Annotated in this window: 29 protein-coding genes; 7 read left to right on the plus strand and 22 right to left on the minus strand. The window is 57.4% G+C overall.

The window, feature by feature from the left end; translation table 11 throughout:
* Positions 1–96 precede the first annotated feature (96 nt).
* Positions 97–1,251, plus strand: a complete 1,155-nt coding sequence (locus ACZ5C7_RS20275) for an NAD(P)/FAD-dependent oxidoreductase (protein ID WP_464378065.1) — start codon at positions 97–99, stop codon at positions 1,249–1,251.
* Between the two features lie 79 nt (positions 1,252–1,330).
* Here the strand turns inward: ACZ5C7_RS20275 and ACZ5C7_RS20280 are convergent, their stop codons facing one another.
* The 3 genes from ACZ5C7_RS20280 to ACZ5C7_RS20290 form a co-directional block, all read right to left on the minus strand.
* Positions 1,331–1,915, minus strand: coding sequence for an acyltransferase (locus tag ACZ5C7_RS20280; RefSeq protein ID WP_464378066.1), 585 nt, complete (start codon positions 1,913–1,915; stop codon positions 1,331–1,333).
* A 113-nt stretch (positions 1,916–2,028) separates the two neighbouring features.
* Complete coding sequence (locus ACZ5C7_RS20285; protein ID WP_464378067.1) at positions 2,029–2,850, minus strand: Nmad3 family putative nucleotide modification protein; 822 nt, start codon at positions 2,848–2,850, stop codon at positions 2,029–2,031.
* 303 nt (positions 2,851–3,153) lie between these two features.
* Positions 3,154–3,627: a hypothetical protein gene (locus ACZ5C7_RS20290; protein WP_464378068.1), complete on the minus strand. Its 474-nt coding sequence runs from the start codon at positions 3,625–3,627 to the stop codon at positions 3,154–3,156.
* A gap of 302 nt (positions 3,628–3,929) precedes the next feature.
* On the opposite strand from ACZ5C7_RS20290, the gene ACZ5C7_RS20295 reads away from it, so the two are divergent.
* Both ACZ5C7_RS20295 and ACZ5C7_RS20300 read left to right on the plus strand, forming a co-directional pair.
* On the plus strand, positions 3,930–4,352 hold the full coding sequence (locus ACZ5C7_RS20295) for an EamA family transporter (RefSeq protein ID WP_464378069.1): 423 nt from the start codon (positions 3,930–3,932) through the stop codon (positions 4,350–4,352).
* Positions 4,352–4,768 (plus strand): EamA family transporter, encoded by a 417-nt coding sequence (locus ACZ5C7_RS20300; RefSeq protein ID WP_464378486.1) that lies wholly within the window; start codon positions 4,352–4,354, stop codon positions 4,766–4,768. The genes ACZ5C7_RS20295 and ACZ5C7_RS20300 overlap by 1 nt, the downstream gene beginning before the upstream one ends.
* A gap of 520 nt (positions 4,769–5,288) precedes the next feature.
* On the opposite strand, the gene ACZ5C7_RS20305 is transcribed toward ACZ5C7_RS20300, so the two are convergent.
* From ACZ5C7_RS20305 to ACZ5C7_RS20330, 6 genes are all read right to left on the minus strand, one after another.
* Positions 5,289–6,329 (minus strand): tyrosine-type recombinase/integrase, encoded by a 1,041-nt coding sequence (locus tag ACZ5C7_RS20305; protein WP_464378487.1) that lies wholly within the window; start codon positions 6,327–6,329, stop codon positions 5,289–5,291.
* 38 nt (positions 6,330–6,367) lie between these two features.
* On the minus strand, positions 6,368–6,655 hold the full coding sequence (locus ACZ5C7_RS20310) for a hypothetical protein (protein ID WP_464378070.1): 288 nt from the start codon (positions 6,653–6,655) through the stop codon (positions 6,368–6,370).
* Positions 6,648–6,968: a hypothetical protein gene (locus ACZ5C7_RS20315; protein ID WP_464378071.1), complete on the minus strand. Its 321-nt coding sequence runs from the start codon at positions 6,966–6,968 to the stop codon at positions 6,648–6,650. Before ACZ5C7_RS20315 ends, ACZ5C7_RS20310 begins: the two co-directional genes overlap by 8 nt.
* Positions 6,965–7,387 carry a helix-turn-helix transcriptional regulator gene (locus ACZ5C7_RS20320; protein WP_464378072.1) on the minus strand — a complete coding sequence of 141 codons (423 nt, stop codon included), beginning with the start codon at positions 7,385–7,387 and terminating at the stop codon, positions 6,965–6,967. The genes ACZ5C7_RS20315 and ACZ5C7_RS20320 overlap by 4 nt, the downstream gene beginning before the upstream one ends.
* A gap of 515 nt (positions 7,388–7,902) precedes the next feature.
* Positions 7,903–8,028: a hypothetical protein gene (locus ACZ5C7_RS20325; protein WP_464378073.1), complete on the minus strand. Its 126-nt coding sequence runs from the start codon at positions 8,026–8,028 to the stop codon at positions 7,903–7,905.
* Positions 8,029–8,346: 318 nt separating this feature from the next.
* On the minus strand, positions 8,347–9,360 hold the full coding sequence (locus tag ACZ5C7_RS20330; RefSeq protein ID WP_464378074.1) for a Cdc6/Cdc18 family protein: 1,014 nt from the start codon (positions 9,358–9,360) through the stop codon (positions 8,347–8,349).
* A gap of 90 nt (positions 9,361–9,450) precedes the next feature.
* On the opposite strand from ACZ5C7_RS20330, the gene ACZ5C7_RS20335 reads away from it, so the two are divergent.
* Positions 9,451–9,801: a helix-turn-helix domain-containing protein gene (locus tag ACZ5C7_RS20335; RefSeq protein ID WP_464378075.1), complete on the plus strand. Its 351-nt coding sequence runs from the start codon at positions 9,451–9,453 to the stop codon at positions 9,799–9,801.
* A 99-nt stretch (positions 9,802–9,900) separates the two neighbouring features.
* Here ACZ5C7_RS20335 and ACZ5C7_RS20340 read toward each other — a convergent pair whose 3' ends face one another.
* From ACZ5C7_RS20340 to ACZ5C7_RS20350, 3 genes are all read right to left on the minus strand, one after another.
* Complete coding sequence (locus ACZ5C7_RS20340) at positions 9,901–10,512, minus strand: hypothetical protein (RefSeq protein WP_464378076.1); 612 nt, start codon at positions 10,510–10,512, stop codon at positions 9,901–9,903.
* A gap of 112 nt (positions 10,513–10,624) precedes the next feature.
* Complete coding sequence (locus ACZ5C7_RS20345) at positions 10,625–10,750, minus strand: hypothetical protein (RefSeq protein ID WP_464378077.1); 126 nt, start codon at positions 10,748–10,750, stop codon at positions 10,625–10,627.
* Between the two features lie 208 nt (positions 10,751–10,958).
* The gene (locus ACZ5C7_RS20350; RefSeq protein ID WP_464378078.1) at positions 10,959–11,237 is read right to left on the minus strand and encodes a hypothetical protein; all 279 of its coding nucleotides are present in this window, start codon (positions 11,235–11,237) and stop codon (positions 10,959–10,961) included.
* A 281-nt stretch (positions 11,238–11,518) separates the two neighbouring features.
* Between ACZ5C7_RS20350 and ACZ5C7_RS20355 the strand changes: the two genes are divergently transcribed.
* Both ACZ5C7_RS20355 and ACZ5C7_RS20360 read left to right on the plus strand, forming a co-directional pair.
* On the plus strand, positions 11,519–11,821 hold the full coding sequence (locus ACZ5C7_RS20355; RefSeq protein WP_464378079.1) for a DUF7692 domain-containing protein: 303 nt from the start codon (positions 11,519–11,521) through the stop codon (positions 11,819–11,821).
* Positions 11,822–12,035: 214 nt separating this feature from the next.
* Entirely contained in the window at positions 12,036–12,911 is an 876-nt protein-coding gene (locus ACZ5C7_RS20360) for a hypothetical protein (protein ID WP_464378080.1), read from the plus strand.
* Between the two features lie 526 nt (positions 12,912–13,437).
* Here ACZ5C7_RS20360 and ACZ5C7_RS20365 read toward each other — a convergent pair.
* Entirely contained in the window at positions 13,438–15,516 is a 2,079-nt protein-coding gene (locus tag ACZ5C7_RS20365) for an outer membrane protein assembly factor BamB family protein (RefSeq protein ID WP_464378081.1), read from the minus strand.
* A gap of 95 nt (positions 15,517–15,611) precedes the next feature.
* On the opposite strand from ACZ5C7_RS20365, the gene ACZ5C7_RS20370 reads away from it, so the two are divergent.
* Positions 15,612–16,940 carry an IS4 family transposase gene (locus ACZ5C7_RS20370; RefSeq protein ID WP_285253032.1) on the plus strand — a complete coding sequence of 443 codons (1,329 nt, stop codon included), beginning with the start codon at positions 15,612–15,614 and terminating at the stop codon, positions 16,938–16,940.
* Between the two features lie 209 nt (positions 16,941–17,149).
* Here ACZ5C7_RS20370 and ACZ5C7_RS20375 read toward each other — a convergent pair whose 3' ends face one another.
* The 9 genes from ACZ5C7_RS20375 to ACZ5C7_RS20415 form a co-directional block, all read right to left on the minus strand.
* Complete coding sequence (locus ACZ5C7_RS20375) at positions 17,150–17,833, minus strand: outer membrane protein assembly factor BamB family protein (RefSeq protein ID WP_464378082.1); 684 nt, start codon at positions 17,831–17,833, stop codon at positions 17,150–17,152.
* Between the two features lie 136 nt (positions 17,834–17,969).
* Complete coding sequence (locus ACZ5C7_RS20380) at positions 17,970–19,085, minus strand: P-loop NTPase family protein (RefSeq protein ID WP_464378083.1); 1,116 nt, start codon at positions 19,083–19,085, stop codon at positions 17,970–17,972.
* Positions 19,082–19,930 (minus strand): hypothetical protein, encoded by an 849-nt coding sequence (locus ACZ5C7_RS20385; RefSeq protein WP_464378084.1) that lies wholly within the window; start codon positions 19,928–19,930, stop codon positions 19,082–19,084. The genes ACZ5C7_RS20380 and ACZ5C7_RS20385 overlap by 4 nt, the downstream gene beginning before the upstream one ends.
* Positions 19,923–21,668, minus strand: a complete 1,746-nt coding sequence (locus ACZ5C7_RS20390) for a hypothetical protein (protein WP_464378085.1) — start codon at positions 21,666–21,668, stop codon at positions 19,923–19,925. The genes ACZ5C7_RS20385 and ACZ5C7_RS20390 overlap by 8 nt, the downstream gene beginning before the upstream one ends.
* Positions 21,668–22,015, minus strand: coding sequence for a hypothetical protein (locus ACZ5C7_RS20395; RefSeq protein ID WP_464378086.1), 348 nt, complete (start codon positions 22,013–22,015; stop codon positions 21,668–21,670). Before ACZ5C7_RS20395 ends, ACZ5C7_RS20390 begins: the two co-directional genes overlap by 1 nt.
* Positions 22,012–22,269 (minus strand): hypothetical protein, encoded by a 258-nt coding sequence (locus tag ACZ5C7_RS20400; RefSeq protein WP_464378087.1) that lies wholly within the window; start codon positions 22,267–22,269, stop codon positions 22,012–22,014. The genes ACZ5C7_RS20395 and ACZ5C7_RS20400 overlap by 4 nt, the downstream gene beginning before the upstream one ends.
* Positions 22,266–22,547, minus strand: coding sequence for a hypothetical protein (locus ACZ5C7_RS20405; protein ID WP_464378088.1), 282 nt, complete (start codon positions 22,545–22,547; stop codon positions 22,266–22,268). Before ACZ5C7_RS20405 ends, ACZ5C7_RS20400 begins: the two co-directional genes overlap by 4 nt.
* Positions 22,544–22,945 carry a hypothetical protein gene (locus tag ACZ5C7_RS20410; RefSeq protein ID WP_464378089.1) on the minus strand — a complete coding sequence of 134 codons (402 nt, stop codon included), beginning with the start codon at positions 22,943–22,945 and terminating at the stop codon, positions 22,544–22,546. Before ACZ5C7_RS20410 ends, ACZ5C7_RS20405 begins: the two co-directional genes overlap by 4 nt.
* Positions 22,935–23,363: a hypothetical protein gene (locus ACZ5C7_RS20415; RefSeq protein WP_464378090.1), complete on the minus strand. Its 429-nt coding sequence runs from the start codon at positions 23,361–23,363 to the stop codon at positions 22,935–22,937. The genes ACZ5C7_RS20410 and ACZ5C7_RS20415 overlap by 11 nt, the downstream gene beginning before the upstream one ends.
* Position 23,364: the final 1 nt, after the last annotated feature.

Raw genomic sequence — 23,364 nt, forward strand, 5'->3', positions numbered from 1 at the left:
ATGGAAATGATGACTTTCGAAGAGTCGCATGTGAACTATAGGCACAGCGGTTCGTGTTTCAACACCTTTGTATCAGTGTGTTTCTCACTGTTGGGTATGACAGAGAATGTTGTCGTACTCGGTGCCGGATACGCCGGTGCCGGCGCGGTCAAGAAACTCCAATCGGAGCTCGGTGCCGATGCCGATCTCACGTGGATTGCCGACGTCAACTATCATCTCGTTTTGCACGAATCCCATCGTGTGATCCGTGACCCCGACGTTCGATCGGATATCACGATCCCCGTCGGAGACATCGCCGACCGTTCGACGGAATTCATCAAAGACGAAGTCACCGACATCGATACCGACGAACAACTCGTCTCCCTCGAGGGTGGGGAAGACGTCGAGTACGACTACCTAATGGTCGGACTCGGGAGTCAGACGGCCTACTACGGCATTCCCGGTCTCGACGAGCACTCGCTCACGCTCAAGAGTCTCGACGACGCCCTCGAGATTCACGAATCGGTCAAAGAAGCCAGCGAGGACGCGACACGAGGCGAACCCGCACAGATCGCCATCGGCGGCGCGGGCCTCTCGGGTATTCAGACCGCGGGCGAAATTGCGGAGTTCCGCGATATCCATCGCGCACCGATCGACATCCACCTCGTCGAAGCGCTCGACGAAATCTTCCCCGGCAACGATCCGGAAATCCAGCAGGCACTTCGAGACCTCCTCGAGGACGCTGGCGTCGAAATTCACACCGACGACCCGATCACGGAAGCCGAGGAAGGCGTCATCCACTTCGATGAAGGTGAGCCACTCGAGTTCGATACCTTCGTCTGGACCGGCGGAATTACCGGCCGAGACGCGCTCGACGACACCGACCTCGAGAACGAACACAATCGCGTCACTACTGAGGCGAACTTCCAGACCACCGACGACCGCGTCTTCGCTATCGGCGACTCGGCCATCATCGACCAGGGCGATCAGCCCGCACCACCGACGGCCCAAGCCGCCTGGCAGGCCGCCGAAGTCGTCGGCGAAAACATTTCTCGAGCGATCGAGGGTCGCCCGTTGAAGACCTGGGAGTTCGACGACAAAGGAACCGTCATCTCGGTCGGCGAGAAGGCCGTCGCTCACGACGTCAAGATGCTTCCGTTCGACACCTTCGGGGGCCTCCCCGCGAAGAATCTCAAGAAGCTCATCGCAGCCCGCTGGATCGCCGACATCACGTCTTGGAATCAGGCACGAACGTCCTGGTCGTCGCTGTAAGTAAGCCGTTTTCTCGTTCCACCGTTCTCGAGTGCCCGGCATCCATCTCTTTCAACCAGTTCCCGTTCTCGAGTCGGTTTCACTCCGCATCAGGTCCGGATTCGGCACCTTCGGAAGTATCGTTGCCGGACTCGTCGCTCGAGTCGGTCCCCATCGGTCGTGCCGGGACACCTGCAACCGTCGTCCCGGGAGGAACGTCCCGCGTCACGAGCGAGTTCGCCGCGACGCGCGCGTCGGCCCCGATTTCGACACCGGGGAGAACGATGGCTCCAGCCCCGATCATCGCCCGTTCGCCGATGACGACCTCGCCGGTTCGGTACTCCTCCTGTAAGAACTCGTGACAGAGGATCGTCGCGTCGTAGCCCACAATCGCGTGATCCCTGACGGTGATCAGTTCGGGCCAGAACACGTCCGGCGTCGCCTCGAGACCCCACGAAACGCCGTCTCCGACGGTAACGCCGATTCGGCGCATCAACCATCGCTTGAGTCGAAGGCTCGGCGAGAGTCGGACGAGCCAGATCACGAGATAATTGATCGCGATCTGAATCGGACTCCGAGCGGTCGTCCAGTGAGCGAGCGAGTTCGACGGACCCGTCGTCGGATGGGCCCGAACGCGGTCGTGTCGGCGGTTCGTTTCGTCGCTCCGGTCCGTTTCGTCGGTCACTGTCTCGTCCGTTTGTCGTCTTTCATCATGAAACCGACTGATTTTTTAGTTGTCGAGCAGCGAGCGACGATTGACCGGAATTCGACAGCGGCTCGCTGAAATCTCGCAGAGACTCACTGGAGTTCGGCGACGAGTCGATTCTCGCTCGAGCGTTCGCCGGGAACGCCGACGAGGTCGCGAAACGCCTGACCGGACATCGAACAGCGGTAGGCGGGCTTGTACATCATGTTCGTTCCACCGGCGGCGACCGAGAACGCGTCGGCGATTTCCTCGCGGAGATAGTATTGTGCCCGCTCGTTACCGGATTTGACGTAGTAGTCGCTGAGTCGAATCGGATTCGAATCGAACAACCCGCCGGGTTCTCGGCCATTGATCAGCACGATCGTCTTGTCCTCGAGGTAGGCTTTCCCGTCGCGTGCGCGCTTCGCGTGAGCGTTGTCGGAATGCGCCTCGAGAATTCGGCGTCGTTGATCGGCGGGGGTATGGGGCTCGAGAACTCCGATCTCCTCGACCGTAAAGTAACCGATGAGATACCGATGCGCACGGTCACCGTCCGGCCGCCGAAGTCCAGCGTAGAAGCCGACGATGTCGCCCGGCTCGAGGGCTCGTAACCGACCGACGTATCCGCTGGTTCGATGCTCTCCGTAGGTTAGGGCATCAAAATTAGGGTCTCGGTGAAGCGGCCACTCTGCAAGTTCGTCGCCGGAGACCCGCATCTCGCCGTCCGCGACTGGCTGGGGCGAAATTGTCGTTGCGAGATCGGCCGCGACACCGTCGCAGGTTCGAAGCGGCCACGATCCGAGTGTTTGGGGCTCGGTGGTCTGACTGGTCTTCTCGGGGATCGGAATGTAGTCGAAGCGCCCGTCCTCGGTGAGACTTCCGAGCGCTCCGAGGTTCGTGCTGTCAGCACCGACGCCAGCGAGGACGACAGTCATACTCGACGATGGGTCGGGCGAGCGAATAAGCCCGGTGATGGACGCACGAAAATTTCCGATCTCTGCGAGTCGGGTACACTGTTCCGGTGTCTCGCTGCCACTGAATCGCGAGCGAACTCTGAAGTACCATCTCGTGGATAGCAAAACGTCGCCGTACCCCAGGCGACAGCACGACCCCCTGACGCGTCGGACCTGTCATCCCGTGGGTGTCCCGTCGGCGTTTTTCAGCGGTTTCGGTCGGAACTCAAGGTCGGTACTGTCGAGTGAGCCAAACCGGGTACCGAACGCGTGATCAGGACCGAACTAGTTGTATTTCTGGACGGCGAGCTCGATCGCGTCGAGATTGTTGTCAACTCGGTTGTCCGCGACTCGAATGAGCCCCTGCGGATTGTACCCGTCCGAGTAATCGAAGATGTTGTTCAATGCGGCTTTCGAAACGGATACCGACGTGAAGTCTTCGACCGTGTAGATCAATGTTGCAGTGTCGCCGTTCCAAAACGTCGTGCTCGCCCACTCGTCACTGTCCGTAAACGTGGTTCCGATTCGGCCAGTCCCGATGTACTCGCCTTCGTGATAGAACAACAGGAGGTCACCCTCATCCATTTTCTCGAAGTAAGTTTCGTTGTTCGAACCTTCACGCGCTCCCCAGAACCGGACCTGTTCTGACTCCGAAAACGCTTCAGGATGATCCGGAAATTCACTCAGGTCGACTTCGGAGAGAACCGTTCGCTCGAACCCTTCGGAGTCGTACGGCACGAGAAATACATTTGAACTCATTACCGTAAAAAGGGGGCAATTACTGATAAAACGTTGGTTTTAGTTCTGTGACTCACCCGTTCGTGTCGACCAAAGGACTGGAACGGACGGCCTCGATGCAAAGTCGTGGTCCATGTTCACATCATTAGATGCCACGCTGCAGATACCGACGGACTTCGGTCGATAGATCGACGCATCTCAGCGACTGGCGAACCGCCTGGCTCCGTTCGTTGCTTCGAGAACCCATCGAATGTGCGATCGAGAGAGTCCGATCGAACGAAATGGCAATAACTGATATACCCCACTCGAGACGACAGAACCATATGGAGTATCTTCTGTGGGTGCTCGTCGCACTGCTCGCGTATTCTATCGTCGCCCCACTCACGAGTATCGCGACTCGAGACGTCCCGGCGGCGGTCGGATTGTTTCTCGCGACGATTGTTTTCCTCGTCATTACGACGGGCGTGTTAGTGCTGACCGATACCGGAGAGCCATCCGCCGTGCTCTCTCGAGACGCCGTCTACATCTACGTCGGCGGGTTCTTCCTCACGGTCGGTATCCTCGCGTACACGTCAGCACTCGAGGCCGGCCCGGTGAGCGTCGTCGTCCCGATTTTCGGCATGTTCATCGTCGGGAGTTCCATCATCGGGATCGTCTTCCTCGAGGAAACGCTGTCGGTGACTCGAGGGGCCGGGATCGTCTGTGCTATCGTCGCGATTTATCTCAGTGCGGGTGACGAACGATGATGCAGCGATACCTCGGCCTCTCGCTCGTCGCGTTCCTCGCCTACAGTCTGGTGGCACCCCTGATGAAAATCGCGATGGTATCGATTCCGAGCACCGTGGCCGTCTTCCTCTCGAACTTCGTCATGCTCGTGTTGGTCGGCGGCCTCCTGCTCTACAGAGGAACTTCGGTCCGACCGTATCTGAACCACCCAAAAACGCCCTACGTCATCGGTTGGGGAGTCACACTGGCGATCGGCCTGCTGGCGTACTACCGCGCGCTCGAACTCGGCCCCATCAGCGTCGTCGTTCCGATCTACGGCCTCTTTATCGCCGTAAGTTCCGTTATCGGTATTGTCTTCCTCGAGGAGTCGCTTACGGTTCGGAAGGCGGCGGGTATCGGGTTTGCAGTGCTGGCTATTGTACTGATGTCCCTCTAATTGAGACACGCGTTCGCGTGAAAACGATGCAAACGGTACAGTGATTCGAAGCCGTACTCTTTCGCCTCGAGAATCCTCTGGAAACGGGAAGCTGTCGCTCACGTATTTGCTCGCGTCAGAATCTTGGACCGCCGAGATACCGCTTCGCGGCATCTCGCACTCCCAATTTTGCGCTGCAAAATATGGGACCGCGGTCACAGCTGAGCTGTTCCCTGGTCCCATTTTCTTCCACACATCGCAGTAGTCGCTGCGCTCCTTCGCTCATTGTGTCTGAAAAGTGGGACCGCCGAGAGTCGAACAGGTGCAAGACGTTCCGACTCGCTTTGCTCACGGTTACACCGTTCGCACCGCGGTTCTCACTTCATTCGAACCGCGCTTCGCTCGTGGGCTGCGACTTGCATGCTCGACATCGGCTCTTCCATTGCTGTCGCTCACGAAATTGTTCGCGACAGAAAGTGGGACCGCCGAGCGCAGCGATTCGAGTTGTGCGCCTGTCGTCTGAAATTGGAAGTATCTATCATTATTCTGAGTCCTCCTGAAGGTACTGCCGTCGGGATTGCATTCGACGAATCGGATCGGGGTGGTCGTAGTGTTCTCTGATAACCTCTGGAGTGGCGTTTACGCGCTCTGCAACCACCTCAGGCGGCCATCCTTCGTCGCGCATGTGCGTGATTGCACCAGTTCGGATCGGGTGCGGAGATCGGCTCGACGGGCACCGTGCCTCGAGACCGTGTTCGAGCGCTTCGCAATTCGTGGTGCTACGATCATGCGGACAGCTGCCGAACCGGCACGGCTGCGTCAAAATGTAGATCTCTCGCCGAACACTGGATTTCGAGACACGGGCGTATTTGCCCTTCTCGGTCGTAAACAGCGGCCGTCGCTCGCTTTCGTCAGTCCGCTCCGATCGTTCGACGTGCATATAATCGCGTATTCGATCGGCGACCGTCTCCGAGAGACCAACCGGCCGCTCACCCGCTTCCTTGTTCTTCAACGGTGTCTCGTCGCGGTGCCGGAAATACAGGAACGGCAATTCGACCGCTTCCAATGCACTTTGATCGATGCTGTTCTGGTGGCGAAGTCGCTCGAGGTGTTCCGGCTCGAAATAGAAGTCGTCGATATCGAGCCCGCGGAGACCACCCATCCGGCAGCCAGTGTGCCACAGGATTTCGAACATAGCTTGCTCACGCGTGCCTCGACGATACTTCTCGAGATTCGAACGGATTACGTCAGCCCGTTCCGCGGTCAACAGCTCGTCGTTCACGCGCTGGGCAAGGTCGACAGTCGGGACCTCAATCTTGTTCGTAAGCCCCGACTCGACGGCGTCGATCCGCTCGCAGAACCGGATGAAACGCTTTAGCGTGCCGATCTGCGTGTTCAGCGTCGTGGCTTTGAGCCCGTCCGAACGACGGTGTGAATCGTATGCAAAAATATCCCGGCTCGTGAGATCGTTCATATTCTCGATTCCCTGGACCTCACACCAGTCGAGAAACGGATTCAGCCGATACTGGTAGCTCTGGATGGTTGCATCGGCTCGAGTCGAGCGACACCGATCGATCCACATTCGAAGCGCTTCCTTCGGAGAAATCGGCTCGAGGTCGCTCACTCGTCGTCACCCCGCCAGTTGTCCGGCGATCCCCAGCGGAACTCAGGATGGTCGTCTTCGGCACGGTCGCGGTCGAAAAGCCGATCCTGAATATCCCTCTGGAGTGCGCGGCCGGATCGATCGCGAGGTTCGCTCTCCGCGTGGCGGTGATCAGCCAGCCGCGCCGAGAGGTCGTCCATCGCCTCCAGGTGTTCGCACAGAACCGCGTTCTGGAATCGCAGTTCCGTCGCGATCGCCTCGAGCGCATCGGCCTGTCGCTCGAGAGCAAGGAACTCGTCACTCACTGCGATCACCGTCGTCAACGTAGAGGTCTTCGAGATCGCCCTGGTCCGCGCTGCTTTCCTCGTCGGCGAGTCCTTCCGTGAACGTCTCCACTTCGTCACGGAACAGCCGGAAGAACTCTCGAGTGCTGTCCTCCGAACGAACCTGCGAATGCTGTTTCGTGATCGACGAGACCATCGACTCGAAAATCTGGTCTTCGTCCTCGAGTACTTCGATCCCGTCGGAGAGCCGACGGTAGGCGAGCATCTTCTGGAACCCGCGCGTGTTGACGACCGCCTCGACTTCCTCGTCGGAGAGTTCGTCGATGTCGATCATTCGCGATCACCCGCATCGGTGTCGTCGGCGACAGCGGTGGTCATATCGCACGCGGCCGCCATGCGCTCGACGCGCTGGATTAACAGCCCGCGCCCGTCGCGCGAGAGCGCGTATTCGTTCGTGCGCTTGTCGAGTTCCGACTTTTCGATGAGCCCGAGTTCTACGAGATCGTCAAGATTCGGGTACAGTCGGCCGTGATGAACGTCACCGTGCTGCGGCTCGAGCTGTTCCTTGATCGCAAGTCCGTACGGTGTCTCGTCGTCACGCTCGAGCCGGGCGATCGCCTCGAGGGTATCGCGCTGGAACCCGGTCAGGTTCCCCCACGTTGTACCGCCGTCGCAGAGAACTCGCTGATTAGTCGTCGCCGATTCCGCTGGTCGTTCGGGGCATTCAATACCCCGCGTGTTGTCGTCGTACATGGCTTGCGTACCATCCTTACGCGAGCCGCCGCGGATCTGGTGCCCAAACACCGGACCGCATTTTCGGAGCGGACCTAACGGACAGTCAGGTCCACGTGAAACTCGCGCTGGCCAATAGTCTACACTCAAATGATATAAAAGTACGGTAACCGTACCTTCAAAGAGTTTCAAAATCTGTAAACGTACTAATAACGTTCCTAAACGTACTTGACGGCTCAATTTCAAGAATCTATGCTGAGCATACTTATACGGATGAGAAAGCGTGCTGAATGGATGACAAGGTCGGACGATGAAATTCTTGAATTTCTCGATCAGGAGGGGGCAGGAACGCCAAAAATGATCGGAGATACAATTGGCAGAAATAGCAATTATATCGGACGTCGTTGTCGAAAGCTCGAGTCGTATGGACTCGTTAACCGGCCCTCGCGTGGTTTTTACACACTCTCCGAAAAAGGCGAGAGGTACCTCGAGGGTGATCTCGACGCAACACTTCTCAGCGCTAACGAATGATGCGCTCATTGCTCAACCCCGTTAAGCCCGGTCCGCTGGATCACGGGTTCGATCCAGCTCGGTAGATCGGCGTCGACGCTCTTGCCGATCTCGTTGAGCACCATGACGAGCACCGCTGTCTCGTCGCTCACCCCAAACACCCAGTGACGGCCATTTTCGACACGCACATCAACACGCGCGCAATTGACTGGCGTTCCAGTAACCTCAACTGACGCGGGTTTGCCAGCAGGAGTTTCAACTTCGAAACCTCCTAACGAGTCCCCCGAGTCCGGTAACGATTCGGTTGTAAGTTCGGACATACACCGAACGAGGAACGTCCATTTAATAGGACTACACCGGTGGTGGCCGGAAAACACCGATATTGGCTAAGAAAGCCATATTCTCGACAGACAGAGTCTGTAACCCGTGGCCGGAAAGTGGCCGGAAGTGGCCGGAAAACAAAAACCGTCCTACGGCTCGGGAATCGTGTACGTCTTCCCTCGACCGGTACCAGACGCCTCGATGAGTTCGTACTTATCGACTAACGAGGAAAGATATCGCCGTCGAGTCCGGTTCGGTTTTGAGTTCCCTATCCGGCTCTCGTAGGTTTTGTGAAGCTCAGTAACGCCGATCTCCCCAGCGTCGGCAACGATATCGTAGAGTAATCGCTTGTGCGTCCCCAGCGAGTTGATATGATCCTGCCGGAGGTCCTGGCGCGCCTCGTGGTGAACCGCTTCAACATCGTCGATCGTAATCTGTGATCGTTCCGAACGTGCGACTCGTACGGTGGCTTTCTCGAGGTGCTTGATCGCTTCGCGTGCGTCACCGGCCGCAATATCTGAGATGTACTCCACTACGTCGATTGTAATCACACCAGGGCGAAGCCCGGCGGAAATCCGTGCTAAAAGAATATCCACCAATTCGGTGTGAGAGTACCGACGTAATCGAACCGTCTCAGCACTCGAGAACCGTGACTTGACTCGGCCGTTCAACTGGTGATTCGCGAAAAAGTCATCTTCGTCGATCGTGATCCCGACGATCGTCACGTTCGGGAGATCCCCGAGACCGAGCAACAGCGTTTCGTCCTCGAGCACGTCGACCTCATCGATAATCGCGACGATATGATCGTCCGTTTCGCGAAAGGCTTCGATGAACGCACCGGATGCGGTACCGTCTCTCGAAAGGTGGTTACCAATCTTCGAGTCCTGAGCGAGCCCGTGCAAGACTTCGGTTTTCGACGAGCCGGACATGCAGTTCCAGTACGCCCGTTTGACGCCCAGAGATTCCTGTCGGAGCTTTCGAACGACGTACCTCGCAAGCGTCGTTTTCCCTGATCCAGATGGTCCGAAAATCAGGCTGTGGTCGCCCCCAACGCCCTTAGTGAGCGGTTCTAACGCTGTGGCGAGTTGGCTAATCTGTCCCTCTCTGTGCTCGAGGTCCTGTGGTACGTAGGTTGTCTCGAGTGCTCGAGCGTTAGTAATCATATTCTGTGTTCGATGGGATTAGGTAATAAATACCGACTTTCAGCTATAACGGTATATTCAAGTGAAAAACCTTCCATTCAAATTCCGTGAATGACCACGGATAAACTCACACCGATCCAACAGGCAATTCTTTACAAGAAAGATGAAAACCCAGATTGGACGGATAAAGAGGTTGCCGATGCAGTTGGATGCTCTCGGTCTCATGTCTCAGAAACCTTGAACCGATGGAATCTGGAAGATGTAAATGAGGATGGAACAGTAGATTCTTCGCCGAACGGCCCGAGTCTGTTTAGGATTTTCTTCGTGTGGCCAGTAAAACTCACTGTACTTCTGATTGCAATATTCATCGTTCTTATGTTATTAGTTATAATTGGCCCGTTCGCCCTACTCTTGTCACCTATCTTGGTTCCTATTGCAATTTGGTGGTGGTGGTACCGATAGATCCGAATAAGTCAATATGACCTACTCAAAATATCAAAGCACGTGAAAAATGGACTCCGACTTTGTATATTTCTACTTCAACTCCACTAATAGTCCCAATTATGATGAGTCCGACCACATGACATCGTCTAAGACAACGTCAATATCAACATCGGAAGAAACTATCAGAGCGTCCCAACATTTGCGAGTTTCTCCCGGTTCGTAACCAGTCGCACCATGTCCCCGGTCTCTATCTTCGCGAATGACTACATCATTAAATCGGCCAGAATAACACTGGTAGTCGTTGCAGACCTCCGTGTCTTCAAATTCGCTATCGTCGACCTCGAGCTCGCGCACGTCGTCGTCGACGGCCGCCTCGAGAGTGAGCATGGGATAATATTCGTCGCGATCAGCTCCGATCGCTTTCAGCTGATAATCGACAATTGCCATGCGATTAGGATCAAACTCGTGTTCGGCGTCGCGACCGCCCGACGCTTCGAGGGTCACTGTGTCGACGAACTCGACACCTTCGATTAACACACCGAAATGGTTCCTCTCATACCAGTCACCGAACTCGAGAGTTGTCTCAACCTCAGTCGATTCCGGTTCGCGAACTTCCGGCTCGTCGTCGCTTGCATTGCCATTATCGGGATCTGACGATCCCTCTTCGTCCGATAGGCATCCCGCCATGGCACTCGTCGCGATCGCGACTAATGCCGATCGTCGTTTCATGGGTCATCTATATTTTTACTCCTTGATAGGTTTTCTTCCCAGCGGTAGGAACGCCTTGAGGAACTCCGATCAAAGAACTGGGCTACGCGCGTATTATGCGCGTATACACCCATCAAAACCAGATATCAGGACAGTTCATCACGAGCCAACCCCAGCAGAGCAAGTTCGCAACGACGGCCGCGACGAAAAACGCCCATATCGAGATCGCGTCGATGAGCTCGAAAGTCGCCGCAATCATGATTTGGCATTTCGATCACTCACCGTGTCGACGTATCGATCGGGCCAACCCTCGTAGATCGGTTCTAATTGTCTTGTCTCCCACTCTTCGATCCGCCCACAAATCTCGCACTGGACGGCGATTCGGCCCCCTCTCGTTGAGTGGCCGAACCCTCTCCACTTGTGCCCGTTTTCTTCGCACTGCTCAGTAGCGACCGCACAGTTGTCGCTCATTGCGACCTCATGTAGCGGAATCGCTCAAAAGCCACGCCAGCCATGAACAGCGCGATCGCGCCGCCCGCACTCCCGACGGGATAACCGATAACACCGAATCCCGCAACAGCAACAAGTAACGCCGTTACCAGCGCTGTGAGACTTTGTCTCGAGTTCTCGGCTTGTGCTTCCGACGATACCGTGATCCCGAGCCGCCCACCTCGCTCAAGTGTGATACGCCGGTGCATCGGCGGTTCGACCTGATATACGTTGTCTCCCTGGGTCTCTTTTCCCATACATCATATAGAATATGAAACCTACTAGTCCTTTCGACCGTTCATCGTTCTCGAGTCCGTTCGAACCGGGTTTGCATCTGACCGCAGGGGGTCGCACGTCTCGAGAAACGTTTTCCCGAATATGAACACGAGCTCGAGCACCGCGTGTTCATATTTCGTCGATCGTGACCGCGATCGCCATGCCGACCGCGTCGATCACTGGCCACCCTGACATCCCTTTATATACAAACACCGTTTCGCTCACCCGAAAAAACTAGGATATCCGACTCGTGTTCACGAATATGGCCCGAAACAAGAACGACATTCCCGGCTCAGTCCGTATCCGAACCGACGACGGCAACGAATGGCGATTCGACGAAATCGAGAAAGCCGCCGACTATTACGACTGTAATCGGTCCAACGCGGCCGCGTTCGCCTGTCACGACGTTACCCGCATCGTTGCCAGCGCTCGTCGAGTCCTCGAGCGCCCGGATCTCACCCTCGAGCAACGCAAGGAGATTGCCGACCAGCTGTCGACCGGCAACGTGACTTTCACTGTCGAGACCGGAGTCGACGTCGAAACCGGCCGCAACTATAGGGATTAGCAAAATAATCCATATGCTCAATCCTTGTACACCCCAATAATTGGCAGTACCGTTGCGCAAGATACAGCGCGCATATTCAGTATAGACGGAATGATTCTACGAGTGCTGTTTGATTAAGTCGGCTGTTTATGTCGGATCGCAAAAACAACTCTCCTAGAGGAAAGCGAATTACCAAAAACTATACACTGGGAGTAGCGACCACCATTCAAACCCCATGGTACTATCGGAAAGACAATCGATTGCAACGGCCTTTCTAATGCTCATCATATCGTTTATCACCTGTTTAGCATACATCAGTTGGTACTGGTCTGCACTGGATCTCTCGACTCGGGTTTCGGTAGCCACTGCAACCTTAGGGGTCCTTGGCACGCTCTTTCTTGCTGTCGCAACATTCTGGACTGTTCACCAAAATCGTCGACTCATAGATGAAAGGATGCGAGAACGGGAAAAGCCAATAGCTAGTGAAGAACTCAACGAGTTCATCGAACCGTCCATCGCTATAGTAAAAAGTAATATCAACGCAATCAACGATGCTGAAGGCTTAGAGTGGATCAATACTTCTCCACACAGAATCTATAATGTGAGTGGCCGGACAGCAATTTTAGAAAGAGAAATTCAGTTGGTATTTGCCCCAGCAGATCCGTTCCTCAGAGATCGTATGTCCGAAAAAGCTCCTGGCCTCTTCGAAACAATGGAAGATCATAATCAGATAGTGGAGCGGTGTTCTGAGCTTCGATATGAAGTAATTCAAGAGATAGAGGGGGAAGTGAAGGCATATCTCCAAGAAAAGAACTATGAAGGTGAATTTCAGGAAGATGAACTAGAAATCCTCCTTGATGCCATCTTGAAACAATCTAAAAACTACCCTGATCATCAGGAGTTTTGGGACTCCGCGCGAGAGGAGTTAATAATGTTAGCTCACAACACAGCATCTGAAACTTTTGATGAGTTAGAGCAGGATTCCGAGCGCTATTCCTCTATTTGTGAATGTCTACAAAGCCAGCTTAATTCTCAAAAGAGGCAGATAAGGAGAAAATACGGCATCATTTCTGAGTTTGACCCTAGTGAGGACTCCATCAATGTTATCTAGTAATTGTCCTATGGTGTGTGATTTTACACATTTTGATGCTGTTAATTAGAGTGTTTATCAGCAACTGCTGAATACCACCTCTGAATCGGCCACACGAATTCCAACACTTCTGTAATCTGTTCTGTTGGAAAGTATGAGAACTTACGCTAATCCCTATAACTGATTCTGCGACGGCGCGCCGCGTGATCGCGATGCGTACGCGTCGCCTGTACGCCGCCTACACGCTACGGACACGTCACCCGCGCATCGTCTGCCCGTCGCCTGTACGACACCTACGCGACGCCTGTACGTACACACCTATCGCTTACACGGTGCGTACGCGACGCCTGGGCCTAACGCCTGCCCGATGTGTACGCGTCGCTCGCCCGTCGCCTGTACGATGCGTACGGAACGCCCGTACGTCGCCCGCCTGACGCCTACACGATACACACGCTACGCCTGTACGCTACCCGCCTCACGCCTATACGATGCGTATACGACGCGTGTGTGACGCCTACGGTCGTAAAAAGCAAAAACTCGCGAGCGGTCAGTCGTCGCGCAAATTGAAGTTCACCGCGGTGTCCGGCTCGGTCGCCCGTTCCTCGCGAGTCTGCCACCAGCGAACGACCAGCCACGCGCCGACCATCACCGCGATCAGCATCACCGGAGCGCCGACCTCCGACCACACGTCGCCGATCGCCGAGCCGACCATCACGATCGTCGACGAGATCCCCGACGAGATCGTGCCCGGCGAGATCGCCTCGAGCGAGATCAATCCGATCAGCGGTGCGCCGATGCCGACGATCCACGTCGGTACCCTGGTTCGACTCGAGAGAACCGCCATGCCTGCGATCAGCCCGACGCCGACGGCGATCAACATGATCGGCGACGACATGCCCGTCGCCTGCGAAACCGCTCCACTCACGCCGCTTGAACTTGCTCCCGATCCCGCGCCGATCTCGTCGTCGCCGCTGTCGTCACTTGGGGACATGATCTGCAACGTTTCATCGTAGCTCGAGCCGGTCAACGTCACCGGGCTCGACGCCGTCGCACTATCGCGAACGACGCCGTGCGTGTCCGAATAGAGCACGTATCGCTCGCCCGAATTTGTTTCGTGCCAGGTGTAGTCGACTTCGGTCGCGCCGTCGGGTTCCGAATCGAACCGGAGCTCGTCGCCACTGGGGTTCACCGACGAGATCGCGACATCGCCCGCGTTTGGCGAGACCTCGAGCGGGAGCGTTTGCACGCGCGCAGTGCTGCCCGAGCTCGCGCCTGGTGCGCGTATCTCTTGCTCGCCCGTCGCGTGGAATACCGACGATGTCGACGCCGCCGACCACGATTCGTTCACCGTACGATGCAACCAGTTGCCTTCTGTGGTTCCGCTCACGTCGACGGCGAACTCGTCGCTGTGATCGACGATCTCGACTTTCGTGTCGAGCGTGTCGCCTTCCGTAGTCGGCTCGAGCACGTCGATCTCGCCACCGGACACGTCGACTTTCGAGCCCGTTGCACGTACGCCGATCTCATCGTCGGCGTCGATGTCACCGAATTGCACCTCGAGCGTCGTTCCATCCATTTCGATCTCGTCGCTCTCGAGCGCCTGCCAGTCGCCGTTATTGATCCGCTTTTCGGCGTCCCGAATCTCGGCAACACGGCTACTTGCGAACGGGATCGTCACGCTTGCGCCGGCGGTTGCGTCGTCCCACGTTCTCGAAATATCGTACGTCTCAGACCATGTCTCGCCCGAGTAGCTAACGGATTCGTCGGTCGTTGCACTATGACTGTACACAAACCCGACGACGCTCTCGGGACCTGTGTCCGGCGTATCCGTTCGCACAGTGATCGTATTCGTCCCGCCGATAACCGCAGACTCGTCGACGCCGATCGACGCCGTCTCGCCGTCCTCGAGCGTACCATCATGCCCAAAGGACTCGCCGTTGACCTCGAGAGCTGGATTAACGGTTTTTGAGATTTCTGTGCGGGAGATCTCCACATCGAGATCCCCATCCGTTCCGGACACATCGAGCGGGATTGATCCTGTTGAGAGGACCGGAGTCCGGCTTATCGTCTCTCCTTGCATGAGACTGTCCTCGTCGATGATCGTCTCATCGCCGATCGTAACCGTTGGGTCCAACATTCCACTCCCAACTGCATGGATCCTACTGTAGTCTGCCCCCGAGACGACGAGTCCCTCTGTCACCGCGATATCATTCACATCTGACGACTGACCATCGTAGATCCACTGTTCAGAGCCGTCACTCGCGTCGATCGCATGGAGATCGTTGTCTCTTGCACCCGTATAGACCGTCCCGTCGCTGACTGTTATCCCCTCGATCCAATCCGTATGACCGTCGTAGGTCCACTCCTCCGAGCCGTCGCTCCCGTCGATTGCAATGGCATAGTTAGGCGTCGATCCATAGACCATCCCATCCTCGGCTGCTAAGTCGGTAAAGCTAGTGGTAAAGTCTGAGGTCCACTGATGGGAGCCATCGCTCGCATCGAGAGCATGAACCACTCCATCTACCTCGGTGTAGATAGTCCCTCCGTTGAAAGCGATCCCGGAGGGATAGTCAGGCAAACTCGTAGTCCACTGATGGGAGCCGTCGCTTGCGTCGATCGCGTTCACTTCTTGGTTATTCGATCATCCGTTCTAGTTTAGCAGATCGGGGTATCCAGAGACGCCAAGCTAGAATCGTCAGTAACTAGGAATGTGAGAATCCGGTGGGAAGTGTGTACAAACCACCGGATTCAGTAGTTGTGAATCGGATTCAAAGAGCGTTTCCATCTGATGAGTTGCGCGAGCGTGCTCGCGCAACGAATCTCATCCAGCGAGAGCGGAAACTCGACGTCGTCGCCCTGTTTTACACGCTTTCACTCGGCTTCGCTGCCGGATCTGATCGATCCATTCAGGCGTTTCTCGAACGCTACGTCGAGATGGCTGACTGTGACGAACTCTCGTATGCAACGTTTCACGGCTGGTTCAAACCGGGATTCGTTGCACTCCTTCGAGAGATTCTCGATGACGCCATCGAGAATCTCGATACGGGCCAAACCGAGCTTACCGGACGTCTCGAACGATTTCGAGACGTCCTCATCGTCGATGCTACGGTCATCTCGCTCTACCAAGACGCCAGAGACGTCTATGCACTCGATGACGACCGAGCCGGGGCGAAACTTCACCTCACCGAATCGCTCTCGGCGGGGCTTCCGACACGATTCCAGACAACCGATGCAACCACCCACGAACGGAGCCAGCTACCCACCGGTGAGTGGGTAGCTGGCGCCCTCATCCTGTTCGATCTCGGCTACTACGATTTTTGGCTGTTCGACCGCATTGACGCCAATGACGGCTGGTTCGTCTCCCGTGTCAAAGACAACGCTGACTTCGAGATCGTCGAAGAACTCCGGACGTGTCGCGGGAACAGCATTCCGCTGGAGGGGCAGTCGCTGCAGGCCGTCTTGGACGACCTGCAGCGACAGGAAATCGACGTACAGATCACGCTCTCGTTCGACCGCAAACGAGGGTCGGGCGCCAGCGCGACCCGAACCTTCCGATTAGTCGGCGTTCGCAACGACGACAGCGGCGAGTATCATCTGTACCTGACAAATCTGGACAGAGACGACTACCGCGCGCCCGATATCGCACAGCTCTATCGGGCGCGCTGGGAGATCGAACTGCTGTTCAAAGAACTGAAATCGCGGTTCGGTTTGGACGAGATCAACACGACGGACGCCTACATCATCGAGGCGCTGATCATCATGGCAGCACTCTCGTTGCTGATGAGCCGAGTTATTGTCGACGAACTCCAGAAACTGGACGCAAAACAGCGAGACTGCGCCGACGACGCCGAGGCGTCGTCGACGCGCCTCCCTCGACGACGCTGTTCACACGCCGTCGAACGGCACGCGCACCTGATCCAGTTGTACCTGATGCTGGATCTGGGGTACGAACTACCGGATCTTGATTCGTTGTTGCTGTGGTCGTCACGAGATCCAAATCCACATCGTCCGAGGTTACGTGAACAAGTAGAGTCAGGCGAGTTCTGGTAGAGAACTCGCCTGACGAGACGGTCTGGATCGCCCGGCCTGATCAGCGACGGCTTTGGAACGGCGGCGCACTCACGACCGCGAGTGCGCCGCCTTCGACGGGAGAGAAGGTCGAACAGTAGCTGGTCTGCCGGAACAGCAGTGATCTCGGTGTGATTGTGGTCAGACTCGACGTAATTTCGGCGTGATCTTCGTCTCAGTCGGTCACTAAGCTAGAACGGATGGTTATTCGATATAGAGTAGACTGTTCCCTCATTAATTGTAACTCCAGGGACAGAACCAGGAGACTGCACCTCGTAGGTCCACTGATAGGAGCCGTCGCTCGCATCGAGTGCGATAACATCCCCGTCTCCTGTCGACACAGCGACAGTCCCATCATCGACTGAGACATCCCTCAAAGCATAATCATTGTTGTAGATCCACTCCTGCGAGCCGTCGCTCGCGTCGAGTGCTCGGACATCCTCATCTACGGAGACCGAGTAAGTCGTGCCGTCCTCGGCCGCGATACCGCTGATATCGTCGTCATGACCCTCGTCAGTCCATCGCTGGAACGGACCACTATCCCCGCCGGTAAGAGTGATCTCCACGTTCTCTGGAGTCGTTGTGCCTCCGATATCGACCGTCTCACTCTCTCCGTCTCCGAGCCCTACGAATGAGTCGGAGGATGCCTCTCTGTTTTCGACGCCCTCAACGGTCGCACTCAGATCTGACACACTGGGATCCTCAAGATCATACTGGAGTTCGCTCCCGTCTGCGACATTCGAGCCATCGATCTGAACCTCGCCATCGAACGAAACATCACTTGACGCCGCGCCGATCGGCGCGAACAACGATGCGATCAACAGCGCAACTATCAGGATCGTGCCAGCTCGACGCGTCCACGACCGGCCGCGCATAATGCGCTCGCGAACACACGGGGGGAGGGGTCCGTTCCCATCTGAATACGCGCGCGCGTAGAACGGCATTTCGCGAGATTTCTCCGATCCGCGGTTTTCTTCGCGAGACCGGGTTCTACCGCTCATTCTTAAAAATTCAAACATTTGCTGGCTCACCTCCGTTTGCCGGCTCTCTCGGCTGTGGAGCGTCCAGCCGAACCTCGAGCGTGCCGTTGATCGGCTTCGGCACGTCCTTCCAGCTGAATTTCTCGAACGCCTGTTGCGTGAACGTGAGTCCCTGGCCGATCGGCAGCGTCGACGTGTGGTCGTGATCCATCGGAACGCGTTTGAAACCGACGACCTGGCTCGCTTTCGTCGGGTTCGCCGTGCCGTTCATCGCGATCCGCCAGCGAATCTTTTTCCGGACCATCGAGTGAATATCGCTCTCGGTGTGGCCGAATAGCAGGAACGTCAACGCCTTTTTGCGAGCGTCGACGATGCAATCTTTCATCATTTCGACTTTCTGGTAATGCGCATACTCGTCGTTTCGAGCCGCTTCCGGCGCTAAGTCGCCGATCTCGTCGGCCACCCATGTCATCCAGTGATGCGGACCACGCTCGACACGCGCCAGGAGCCAGCCGAACCACCAGTGGTTCAACGGATCGCCCGGTTCGAACGCGACACCGTCGTATTGTTTCTCCGGCGTTTGTTCGTAGATCCGTTGACAGCCGCTCATCCACGGATCCGGATAGACCACGTGGAACATTCCCGGTTCGATCAGCTCCGTGTTCAAGTGCACCGGGTCGTCGTAGCGCACGACCTCGCGAACGATCTCCTCGAGCTCGACGTCGATCGGATCGATCGTCGGATCCTTCGGCTGGATCCGCGCCGCGATCTCGACGCCGGTCGGCAAGCAAAGTCGCGTCCACGGAGCGAACGGAATCCACTCCGATCGGCTCGTCGAGCCGCGCCAGACGATCGCCTCGTCATTGATCTCCATTTGCCGTTCGGCGAGATTCAGCGCCAGCGTCGATTTGCCGGTGCCTGGCGGTCCAGTCGCCAGCACGTCGGTACCGCCCGCAGATTGGCCCGCTCCGGCTTCCCACGTGTGCGTGAGCGTGTTCGGTAGCACCTCCTGATAGCTGAACCTCGAGGGATCCCACTGCGGGATTCCGAAGGCTCGCCTAATACTCGCTGCATCCGAGTGACAGCGCGTGTCACCGGAGAATTGACGCGTGTTCGTCCGTGCGTCGGGAAAGTCTAAGTCGTTCATAGTTGTGGTGCTCCCAAATCTTCCGTCGCCGGTTCTTCCGGCAGTTCACCCGCTCGAGAGAGCACGACCGGGATCGTTTTGTTGAACGCCGGCAAGAGCCACTGCGCCGCCTGTTGCTCGCGCTCGCGGTCCGCGTGCTCGAGCTCGTCAAACAAAACGCGTTCTTCGACGCGATTCATCGTCATTTCGTAATCGAGCGTCGATGAGATCTGCGACTGCTCAGAGTAGGTCGCAAGGTCGAGCCGGTCGAGCCACCCGTCGAGATCGCGTCGACCGTCGAAGCCGCCGAGGAACTTCCGGAGCACGCGACGCTGTCGCGCCAGGAGCTCGTCGAGTGCCGGCCGCGCCGCGAAGTGCGACAAGTCGTCGGGATCGACGACATCGTCGTCTTGGATGTACTCGTCTGCCTCTTTGCGCAACTCGCGGAAGGCCGCCCGCATGGCTGGGCGTACGTACACGGCCGCGAGTCGCCGTCTCTCGGATTGTGCCGCCTCGTCCGAGATATCGCACGTATTCCAGCGCGCACGCTCTTCGCCCGTGATTAGCACCGCCAAGAGCGTGTTGCTCGTCGCGACGCGTCTGTACCAGTCGTCGGGGATTCGACCCATCGAGTAGAAGATCAGCCGGTGCAGTCCCTCGAGCAAGTCTCGCCGATCGTCGTACCCGTCGCGTCGGAACGTGTCGAGCTCGTCGGCCGCGTCCTCGACGAACCGCACGAGCGCCGGCCGGAACGACAGCTGGTCGACTGACGTGTCGTCGGCTTCCGCGACGGCTTCGGCGAGCAACTTCGATCCGTCCTCGAGCTCGTCGATCGACACGTCGACGCCAACGTCGGCGTTAGTCATCGGCCGATCCCTCCGCTGTGCCGTTCTCGCTGTCGTCGGGCTTCGTTAACGAATCGGTGAATAGCGAGCCTTCCTCGCGGTTGTGCGACTGTTTAATGATCGTCGAGTCCTCGAGGTCCTCGAGCATTTCGCGGATTTCCTCGCTCCGGTTCTTTTCGGAGATGAGCGCTTCCGCGAGATCCTCGACGGTCTCGTATTTCTGTAGCTCAGACTCGAGATAGAGCGCTGTCGTGTACGCACTCTTAGCTTGCGACGGTGCCGGTTTGACCGTCGCGCGACCGGGAACCGGCCGGTAGCAGCCGAGCACGAACAGCGGGAACGCCAGCGCGACGCCGGCCACCCACGATGACCAAACGATCGACGTGATCGCGATCGTCGAACACAACGCGATCGCGCCGACGCCGATCGTCAACGGATCCGTGAAGTCTGGCGAGGTCAGTTTCAGCGTCTCCGGTCGGTGTTTCAAAGCGGCTTCCGTCTGGTCCGCCAGGAACACCAGCTGTTCCGCTCGCGAGCCGCGCAAGGGCAGTGCTCCTTTGATATCGTCAGCTCCCTCGAGCACGGTCGGACCGACCCATATGCGCGCGATAAACGCGCGTAGGCCGCTGGATGGAATCGCAACCATCCCGTCGATGGTCGTGATCCGCTTGTGTCGGAGCACGCCGCTCACGGCATCCTTCGCGTTCTCGCCGGTCGGCCCGGTCGTCTCCCTCGTCAGCATCGACATGAACGCCCACGAACGCACGTTGTCGTCGTAGGTCTCGAGCAACAGCGCCGCGACGGTCGCCGCGACCACGACCGGGAAGATCAACGGCATCGCCACAATGAGCGACGCCAGGTAACTGTACGCGAGCACGAACGCGAAGAACGACATCACGCCGATCCCGATGAACCACAGCGGCCAATCGATATCTGGCGATGCGTTCCCAGCTGCGCGAATTAATCGCGGTACCGTCACTCCGACGATCGCCAACAGCGCCAGCGTCGGCGTCACGATCCACCAGAACGACCACCAGAGAAGATCGCCCATCGTCGCAATCCCCGCCGACTGCGATGTCGCGATCGACTCGTGAGTGAACGTCCATCCCGCGCCGTCGACGCGATCGCCGGTCTCCGCGTCGACCAACCACATCGACACCTCTCTCGGCTCGTCAGACCGCGACAGCGACACGTCCTGGCGATCGAACGATCCGCTGAAATCGAGTGCCGTCGTTTCGGTCGTCACGTTCTCAGCGACCAGCACCGTCTCCGTGCGCGTCTCGCCGTTTTCAATTATCTCACGTTCGGTCTCGCCTTCGTTCCAGTACACGACCTCGAGTTCGTAATCCGACTGGTCCGCGTCCTGTCCGCGCTCGGCGTGAACGGTGAGCTCGTCGACTTCGACGCGATCGCCGTTCCCGAGCACTTGGTCAACCTGCCAGTCTTCACCGCTCCCGCCGAGTAGCGGGTTCGCATCACTGTATTCGATGAAAACCGAACCGTCGTCAATCCACCGCGACGATGGATCCGCGCCGGGAATCTCTGTGCCGCCCTCGCGAAGTTCCTCGACACTGTATCCCGCACTCTCGCTTTCGTCGGCGCTGTCGTTCTCGTCGAGATCGACGCCGTCGACAGCGTCGTCCTGATCGCCCTCGGGCTCGTCGTCGTGATCGTCGGCGACGGCCGGCATCGCCGCGATCGGAGCGATCAGGAGCGCCAGCGCGAGCATGATCGCGAGCGCGAGCGTCGCCCCCCTCATTATTGCCTCCCCATCATAATCGCCAACAGCGCCACGCCAGCCGACGCCGCCAGCCAGGTCATTGGATCCAACAGGATCTCGTTATCGAACGCGAACCAGCCGACCGCGGTCACGGCGATCTGCGAAAGCCACGGCGCGTGAGCCGCCAGCTGATCGCCGACCATCGACAGCGCCACCGCGCCGTTCTCGAGGATCACGATCACCGCCGCGAATAGGCCAACGCCGATCGCGAAGACACCGCTCGCGACCGAACTCGTTGCGTCCTCCGCATCGCGCTCGCGGTAGTAGCTCCACAGCCACCAGCCGCTCAGCAGCACCGCCAGCGTCACGCCGACGATCACGATCATGGATTCGCCTCGCTTGCGTCGTCGCTGTTCTCCTGGTGTGCCCGCTCGCGTTCAATTCCAGTCGTCGCCAGCCACGCGCCAGCTAGGAAAACGAACGCGTAAACGAAATCGCCGGCAGATGCCGCTATCAAAATGCCGACCAACATCGTGATCCCGACGATCGGGTACACCAACGCCCAGGTCTCGTCGTAACCAGTTAGCGCCGCGTTCACCTTTCGATACATCGCCGTCGTTGTGTTCTGTAATTTAGTCATGATACCCTCTCTCTGTAACTCGAGACGAGCCGCGCACCGAGGATTAGCAATAGAACGACCAATGCGCCCGCGTATGCCTGTTCCACGATCGCCTCTGGTAACCATTCTACCTGTGCCGCCAGCGTACTCATATACGCCAAGAACGACACGACCAGATCGATATCCGACAACACCAGCACGATGGCTCCGATCAGGAAATCCCCGCCGAACGCCAGGAGATCCGTCACGAGCCCGACGCCCGCCGTCGCGATCGCCGCGATTCCACGATCCCGGCTCATAGGAACACCCGCCGGAATAGCCGGCTTAATAGCCCGATGAGCATGGATCCCGTCACCAGCAAGAACGTGCCGACGATTCCGATCACGATGAACGATAACGGGCCAGCCGCTGCCGTCATATCGACTAACAGCGATTGGCCCGCGAGTATCACGTCGGTCACTGTCTCAAATAACGTGTCCACGACCGACTCGAGCGATCCGAACAGCGTTACCGGAATCCGGAGGAATACGTCGACGACATCCAACCAGAGTTCGTAGAACCACAGCACTCCGGTCAGGAACATCCCGATAATCCAGACCGCGATCGTCGACACGATGTAATCGCGCGGGCTGTCGAAGAACTTTGCTGCCTCCGACCACCAGCTCGGGCTGCTCGACGGTAGCCAATCAGCTGGCATAGGAGTCCACCCCGAACTGGATCAGCATCAGCGTCACTACGATCACCAGTGCAGCGATCGGCCATGCGGCCACGCCAAACGGTTCCAGATACGTCGCCGTCGTCGATGACGCCGTACTCATCACTGTTTGCGGAACACCGTAGTAAACCGCGATCGCGTCGACCGCCTCGCTCAACATGTGGTTGAGAAAGTCGAGTGCACTGTAGACAGTCGTCAGAATCCCATCGATAAATGCGAGTACGAGACCACCAATCCCGCCGAAAAAGACGGTTCTTACGACTGCCTCTACGTCGACGGATCCATCGTCACTGACAAAATGCTTGTCGGCGTATTCCTCCTCGTCATTCTCATCGGTATCACTGTCCGACCATCGTTGTCCACTTTGCCCGCCGCCGACCAGGTGATCCTCTAAACTCATA

This window comes from Halostagnicola alkaliphila (assembly GCF_055379965.1).

Bases quoted from the DNA above. Each gene is read 5' to 3' on its own strand.
- ACZ5C7_RS20350 (WP_464378078.1), bottom strand. From the start codon at position 11,237: ATGGGAAAAGAGACCCAGGGAGACAACGTATATCAGGTCGAACCGCCG.
- ACZ5C7_RS20395 (WP_464378086.1), bottom strand. From the start codon at position 22,015: ATGATCGTGATCGTCGGCGTGACGCTGGCGGTGCTGCTGAGCGGCTGG.
- ACZ5C7_RS20345 (WP_464378077.1), bottom strand. From the start codon at position 10,750: ATGATTGCGGCGACTTTCGAGCTCATCGACGCGATCTCGATATGGGCG.
- ACZ5C7_RS20375 (WP_464378082.1), bottom strand. From the start codon at position 17,833: ATGCGCGGCCGGTCGTGGACGCGTCGAGCTGGCACGATCCTGATAGTT.
- ACZ5C7_RS20340 (WP_464378076.1), bottom strand. From the start codon at position 10,512: ATGAAACGACGATCGGCATTAGTCGCGATCGCGACGAGTGCCATGGCG.
- ACZ5C7_RS20285 (WP_464378067.1), bottom strand. From the start codon at position 2,850: ATGACTGTCGTCCTCGCTGGCGTCGGTGCTGACAGCACGAACCTCGGA.
- ACZ5C7_RS20315 (WP_464378071.1), bottom strand. From the start codon at position 6,968: ATGATCGACATCGACGAACTCTCCGACGAGGAAGTCGAGGCGGTCGTC.
- ACZ5C7_RS20360 (WP_464378080.1), top strand. From the start codon at position 12,036: ATGGTACTATCGGAAAGACAATCGATTGCAACGGCCTTTCTAATGCTC.
- ACZ5C7_RS20290 (WP_464378068.1), bottom strand. From the start codon at position 3,627: ATGAGTTCAAATGTATTTCTCGTGCCGTACGACTCCGAAGGGTTCGAG.
- ACZ5C7_RS20295 (WP_464378069.1), top strand. From the start codon at position 3,930: ATGGAGTATCTTCTGTGGGTGCTCGTCGCACTGCTCGCGTATTCTATC.
- ACZ5C7_RS20405 (WP_464378088.1), bottom strand. From the start codon at position 22,547: ATGAGCCGGGATCGTGGAATCGCGGCGATCGCGACGGCGGGCGTCGGG.
- ACZ5C7_RS20390 (WP_464378085.1), bottom strand. From the start codon at position 21,668: ATGAGGGGGGCGACGCTCGCGCTCGCGATCATGCTCGCGCTGGCGCTC.
- ACZ5C7_RS20385 (WP_464378084.1), bottom strand. From the start codon at position 19,930: ATGACTAACGCCGACGTTGGCGTCGACGTGTCGATCGACGAGCTCGAG.
- ACZ5C7_RS20275 (WP_464378065.1), top strand. From the start codon at position 97: ATGACAGAGAATGTTGTCGTACTCGGTGCCGGATACGCCGGTGCCGGC.
- ACZ5C7_RS20320 (WP_464378072.1), bottom strand. From the start codon at position 7,387: ATGTACGACGACAACACGCGGGGTATTGAATGCCCCGAACGACCAGCG.
- ACZ5C7_RS20400 (WP_464378087.1), bottom strand. From the start codon at position 22,269: ATGACTAAATTACAGAACACAACGACGGCGATGTATCGAAAGGTGAAC.
- ACZ5C7_RS20355 (WP_464378079.1), top strand. From the start codon at position 11,519: ATGGCCCGAAACAAGAACGACATTCCCGGCTCAGTCCGTATCCGAACC.
- ACZ5C7_RS20330 (WP_464378074.1), bottom strand. From the start codon at position 9,360: ATGATTACTAACGCTCGAGCACTCGAGACAACCTACGTACCACAGGAC.
- ACZ5C7_RS20380 (WP_464378083.1), bottom strand. From the start codon at position 19,085: ATGAACGACTTAGACTTTCCCGACGCACGGACGAACACGCGTCAATTC.
- ACZ5C7_RS20415 (WP_464378090.1), bottom strand. From the start codon at position 23,363: ATGAGTTTAGAGGATCACCTGGTCGGCGGCGGGCAAAGTGGACAACGA.
- ACZ5C7_RS20300 (WP_464378486.1), top strand. From the start codon at position 4,352: ATGCAGCGATACCTCGGCCTCTCGCTCGTCGCGTTCCTCGCCTACAGT.
- ACZ5C7_RS20335 (WP_464378075.1), top strand. From the start codon at position 9,451: ATGACCACGGATAAACTCACACCGATCCAACAGGCAATTCTTTACAAG.
- ACZ5C7_RS20305 (WP_464378487.1), bottom strand. From the start codon at position 6,329: ATGTGGATCGATCGGTGTCGCTCGACTCGAGCCGATGCAACCATCCAG.
- ACZ5C7_RS20410 (WP_464378089.1), bottom strand. From the start codon at position 22,945: ATGCCAGCTGATTGGCTACCGTCGAGCAGCCCGAGCTGGTGGTCGGAG.